This is a genomic window from Nonomuraea sp. NPDC050786, assembly GCF_040654115.1.
Taxonomy (GTDB): domain Bacteria; phylum Actinomycetota; class Actinomycetes; order Streptosporangiales; family Streptosporangiaceae; genus Nonomuraea.
On the sequence record NZ_JBFAHJ010000021.1, the window covers coordinates 197,355 to 203,736 of the forward strand.

The window sequence follows — 6,382 nt, forward strand, 5'->3', positions numbered from 1 at the left end:
GAGAGGTTCATGGATCTGCCGAGCGAGTTAGACCTGCCCGAATCCCGCTGGAACCGAGCTCAACAACCCGACGAAACCGACAGTCCCGACACTTACTGGAATCGATTCGTCACGCCGAAGCCGGAGTCGCGCTGGCCTCGCAGGCTGGCGGCCGTGCTCTCGGTCGTCCTGGTCCTGCCAGTCCTGAACGCCATGCCGGCGGCGGCGGCGTCCCGTTCGGCCCCGTCGGTGCAGAAGGAGACGCCGGTCAAGGGCGGGAAGGTCCCGGTCCTGCCGCCGCTGGCCGATCCCGTCGAGAAACAGGCGTGGAAAGCGCCACCAGGCGTGACCTGGCCCAAACCGCAGAAGGCGGAGCTGGGCGGGACGGCCACTCTGGCGGCGGGCTTCCCGGTGAAGCTGGCTCCGCAGAAGGGCGTCAAGGCGGACGCGGTCGACCCGGTGAGTGTCGAAGTGCTGGACAGCAAGTTGCTGGGTCTGGCGATGCGGGTTTCGCCCGGTCAGGGTGTCAAGACTCTGGCGGGGAAGAAGACCCGGTTGCAGGTCGACTATTCCGGTTTCCGTTACGCCTTCGGCGGTGACTATGGCGCGCGGCTGCGGGTGGTCAAGCTGGAGGAGTGCGCGCTGACGGGCGCGGATGGTTGTGCCGCGCCGCAGCCGGTCAAGAGCGAGAACGACCCGAAGGCGGGCACGGTCACCGCCGAGGTCGAGTCCGCCGGCCTGTACGCGGTCACCGCCGCCGCCTCCGGCCAGTCGGGCGACCTCGCGGCCACCTCGCTGGCCCCGTCGGCGAAGTGGAGCGTGGGCACCCAGTCCGGCGACTTCAGCTGGAACTACGAGATGCGCACGCCTCCCGCGCTGGGTGGTGACGATCCGGACATCTCCCTCTCCTACTCCTCCCAGAGCGTGGACGGCCGCACCGCCTCCACCAACAACCAGCCCTCCTGGGCGGGCGAGGGCTTCGAGCTCAACCCCAGCGGCTACGTCGAGCGCCGCTACAAGTCCTGCATGATCGACGGCAAGAAGACCGGCGACCTGTGCTGGGACCAGGACAACGCCACCCTGTCCCTCGGCGACTCCGCCGTCGAGCTGATCAAGGACGCCACGACCAAGCAGTGGCGGCCCAAGCGCGACGACGGCACCAGGATCGAGTACCTGACCGGTGCCACCAACGGCGACAACAACGGCGAGTACTGGCGGGTCACCACCGCTGACGGCACCCAGTACACCTTCGGCCTGAACCGGCTGCCCGGCTGGGTGAGCGGCAAGCCGGAGACGAAGTCGGTGCAGACGGTGCCGGTGTTCGGCAACAACAGCGGCGAGCCCTGCTACAACAGCACCCCGGCCAACGCCTGGTGCCAGCAGGCCTACCGCTGGAACCTCGACTACGCCGTGGACACCCACGGGAACGCGACCACGTACTGGTACGAGCGCGAGACCAACTACTACGGCCGCAACATGAAGCCGGAGCTCGGCACCCAGTACGTGCGTGCCGGGTATCTGACCCGGATCGACTACGGCTACCTGCAGAACGAGCTGTTCACCAAGGCCCCGGCCGCCCGCGTGGTGTTCGACGTGGCCGAGCGGTGTCTGCCGAGCGGCACGATCACCTGTGCTCCGGACCAGTTGAAGAAGGAGACCGCGGCGTCCTGGCCGGATGTGCCGTTCGACCAGATCTGCGACGCGGGCGTGAAGTGCGTCGACCGCCTGTCCCCGACGTTCTTCAGCCGCAAGCGGTTGACGAAGGTCACCACGCAGATCCTCAACACCGACACGACGAAGTGCTCGGGTGCGCAGTACTGCCCGGTCGACTCGTGGACGCTGACGCACCAGTTCCCGGCCACGGGTGACGGGATGAGCCCGTCGCTGTGGCTGGCGTCCATCCAGCAGAGCGGGCTCGTGGGCGGCACGCTGACGCTGCCCAAGGTCACCTTCACCGGTGTCCAGCTGCCCAACCGGGTGGATGCCAACGAGGGCCGCGCGCCCCTGGTCAAGTGGCGCGTCCAAGCGGTGAACAACGAGAGCGGCGGCGAGCTGCGCGTCAACTACGCCGCGGCCGAGTGCAAGCCGGGCGAGCTGCCGGCCGCCGACAAGAACACCAAGCGCTGCTTCCCGCAGCGCTGGGCCCCGCCGAACGAGACCGAGGTCACCGACTGGTTCCACAAGTACGTCGTGGCTCAGACGGTGGAGGTCGACCGCGTCGGCGGCGCGCCCAACAAGGTCACCGACTACGAGTACCTGGACGGTGGCGCCTGGCGCTACGCCGAGAACATCCTGGTCAAGCCCGAGCACCGCACCTGGTCGGACTGGCGCGGGTACGGCCGGGTCCGGGTGCGCGAGGGCGACGGGCAGGACACCAAGCGCACGCTCACCGAGTTCCGCTACTTCCGGGGCATGCACGGTGACAAGCAGGCCGACGGCTCCAAGCGCAGCGCCCAGGTCGAGGACACCGAGGGCGTGAAGCTGGACGACCTGGACCAGCTGGCCGGGTTCGAGCGGGAGGAGACCCTCTTCGACGGGGACGGCGGGGCGATCCTGACCTCGACCGTCGAGGAGCCCTGGTCGCTGAAGACGGCCGAGTCCACGCAGGGTGGCATCACCAAGACCGCGTACGTGGTGCAGCCCAAGTCGATGGTCACCCGTACCGCCCTGGCCGGCGGCAAGTGGCGGCGAACCGGTGAGGAGCGCGGCTACGACGCCAAGGGCCTGCTCACGCAGGTGGAGGACAAGGGCGACCTGGCCACCGCCGACGACGACCAGTGCACCCGCTACACCTACGCCCGCAACGACACGAGCTGGATGCTCGACTACACCAGCCGCATCCAGAAGGTCGCCGCGGGCTGCGGCACCTCCGTCTCCACGCTGGCGGCGGGCGAGATCATCTCCGACGAGAAGGTCCAGTACGACAACAAGGCGTACGGGCAGGCTCCGAGCAAGGGCGACGTGACCACGGTCCAGCAGCTCGCGTCCGGAGACGGCACGACGGTGACCGACAGCACCCACACGTACGACGTCTACGGTCGCGAGACCAGCGAGACCGACTCCGTGGGCACCAAGTCCACCACCGCCTACCTGCCGGCCACCGGAGCCCAGCCGACCGAGGTCACGGAGACGAACCAGCTTGGCTTCGTCGACAAGACCGTGCTAGAGCCCGCGTGGGGCGAGCCGATCGCCGAGATCGACGCCAACGGCAAGCGCACGGAGATGGAGCACGACCCGCTCGGCCGCCTCATCAAGGTGTGGCAGAGCGACCGCAGCAAGGCGGCCGGACAGTCGCCGAACACCGAGTACTCGTACCTGATGCGCACCGACGGCCCCAGCGTGGTGACCACCAAGACGCTGCGCGCCGACGGCGGCTACACCACCAGTTACGAGCTGTACGACGGTCTGATGCGCGAGCGCCAGACCCAGGAGCCGGCGCCCCGTGACGACCAGACGCAGGACCCCAACCTGCGTGACGGCCGCACGATCACCGACACCGTCTACAACTCGCTCGGCGAGGTCGCCAAGAACAACACCGGCTACTTCGCCACCGGCAACCCCTCCACCGACCTGCTGGGCGTGGCCGATACCGACGTGCCCAACCAGGTGGTCAACACCTTCGACGGAGCGGGCGACGTCAACGCCCAGATCCTCAAGTCGAAGGGCACGGAGAAGCTGCGGGTCTCGGCCGTCCGCCAGGGCGACCGGGTGGACATCACCGCACCGCTGGGCGGCACCGCCACCACCCGCATCGGCGACGCCGACGACCGCATCATCGAGCTGCGGCAGTACAAGGGCAACACGCCGACGGGCGAGTACGAGTCCACCAAGTACACCTACGACGCCGCCGGCCGGCTGTCCACGGTGACCGACTCGGCGGGCAACGTCTGGCGGCACCACTACGACGTACGCGGCCGGGAGATCAAGTCCGAGGACCCGGACAAGGGCGTCACGACCATGACGTACAACGACGCGGACGAGGTGGTCACCACCACCGACTCCCGCGGCAAGACGCTGTGGTACGGATACGACGAGCTGGGCCGCAAGAAGGAGCTGCGCGAGGGCTCGGCGAGCGGCACGCTGCTGGCCGAGTGGAAGTACGACGCGCTGGCCAAGGGCCACATGAACGCCAGCATCCGCTACGCCGGCGGGCAGGCGTACAAGGCCGAGATCAACGCCATCGACTCCGACTACCGCACGCTGCGCCAGACGGTCACCATCCCGGACCGCGAAGGGAAGCTGGCCGGCTCGTACGTGCTCAACACCCGCTACACGCTCGACGACCAGGTGCAGTCCGTCAGCTTCCCGGCCGTGGGCGGCCTGGAGGATGAGCAGGTCGTCTACACCTACGACGAGCTCGGCCAGGCGATCAAGGTCGGCGGCCTGTCGTCGTACGTCCTCGCGGCCCGCTACTCCAAGCTGGGCGAGACCAGCCAGCTGGAGCTGGGCACGGGAGGGAAGAAGACCTGGCTCACCTACACCCATGACGAGGCCACCCGCAGGCTGACCAGGTCGCTCCTGGACAGGGAGGGCGCCGCGTCGACCGACCTCGACCTGAACTACACCTACGACCCCGCGGGCAACATCACCAAGATCGCGGAGAAGGCCCAGAACCAGGACACGCAGTGCTTCAAGTATGACCATCTGCGCCGCCTGACCTCGGCGTGGACGGCCACCGACGACTGCGCCAGCGGCACCCCGCAGTCCGACAAGATCGGTGGCGTGGCCCCGTACGCGGTCAGCTACGGCTACGACTCCACCGGCAACCGGATCAAGGAGACGAAGCACGCCTGGGGCGGCGGGGCCGAGAGCACCCGCACCTTCACCTACCCGGCGGCCGGCGGCAAGCAGCCGCACGCCCTGCAGAGCGTCGGCTCGGACCTGTTCGAGTACGACAACGCGGGCAACACCACCAGGCGCAAGGTCGGCAACTCCGACCAGACCCTGGTCTGGGACGCCGAGGGCAACCTCGAGTCGGTGACGGAGGCGGGCAAGACCACCTCCTTCATCTACGACGCCGAGGGCGACCGGCTGATCCGCAAGACGCCGACCGACGCCACGCTCTACATCGACGACATGGAGCTGCGCTTCGACTACGGCAAGAACGCCGTCGAGCAGACCCGCTACTACACCATCAACGACCAGCCCATCGCGGTACGCACGCCCGACAACCAGGTCTACTTCCTGGCCAACGACCACCTCGGCACCGCGCAGGCCGCGATCAACGCCGGGACCGGTGAGCTGGCCATCAGGAGGATGACGCCGTTCGGCGAGGACCGGGGCTCACCGCCACCGTGGTGGCCCGGCCAGCGCGGGTTCGTCGGGGGCACGCACGACGCGACGACCGGGCTCGTGCACCTGGGCGCCCGCGAGTACGACCCCAAGAACGGCCGGTTCATATCGGTCGACCCCGTCATCGACGAGGACGACCCGCAGCAGCTCAACGCCTACGCCTACGCCAACAACAGCCCCGTCACCATGAGCGACCCCGACGGCCAGCTGTTCTGGATCGTGGTCGGCATCGCGGCCAGGATCGCGGCCCGCATCATCGCCAGGAAGCTCGCCCAGGCGGCGGCCAGGCGGGCGGCGCTCGCGGCGGCCCGGGCGGCGGCCAGGCGCGCGGCCATCGCGGCGGCCAAGCGCCGGGCGGCGGCACTGGCCAGGAAGAAGGCCATGGAGCTGGCCAGGAAGAGGGCCGCCATTGCGGCGGCACGCAAGAGGGCAGTCGCCGCGGCCAAGAAGGCGGCGGAGAAGGCCAGGAAGGCGGCGCAGGCCGCGGCCAAGCGCCGTGCCGCGGCGGCGAAGGCGAGAAGGGAGGCCAGGAGGAAGGCCGCAGAGGCGGCGGCGAAGCGGCGGGCCGCCCTGGCGTCCAGGGCGAGGAACCACCGGGCGGGCAGACGCCCGGCCGCGCTCCAGCGAGGGCACCGGCCGGCGTGGCGGCCGACCAGCCATAGGGCGGTACAGCGCTCCTCGCCGCCCAAGACAGGCCGTTCGCCGGTGCGTCCGGGCCAGGTCTACCGGAACGACGGAACCGTGCAGCCGACGCAGTCCGTGAGCGTCTACCGCAACGGGGAGATGTACCCGGACGGGCCGCCTCCGCCCAGCATCGCCCGGCCCGGCGGCTCCGGCCAAGGGCAGAAGCAGCTCTTCAAGCCGGAGAAGATCGAGCCCGAGAACACCAGGACGGGCACGATCGCCGAAGCCGGAGCAAAGGTCACCAACTGGTTCAACAAGAGCGGGCTGGACGACGCCATCGACCTGCTCGACATCCTCCTCGGCGGCGGCTGACCGCCCCTGACGCCGGCCCGGGACCCTTGCGGTCCCGGGCCGGCACCCGCCGGCACGGGCGCGGGATCGGGAGAGCACACCTCAGAACTCCAGACACCATTATTAGCATATCGGT

General features: G+C 69.2%; 1 protein-coding gene. It reads left to right on the top strand.

Going from position 1 to position 6,382, the window contains the following annotated elements:
* Window positions 1-9 precede the first annotated feature (9 nt).
* Window positions 10-6,267, top strand: a complete 6,258-nt coding sequence (locus AB0H84_RS32950) for an RHS repeat-associated core domain-containing protein (protein WP_357612915.1) — start codon at window positions 10-12, stop codon at window positions 6,265-6,267.
* Window positions 6,268-6,382 lie beyond the last annotated feature (115 nt).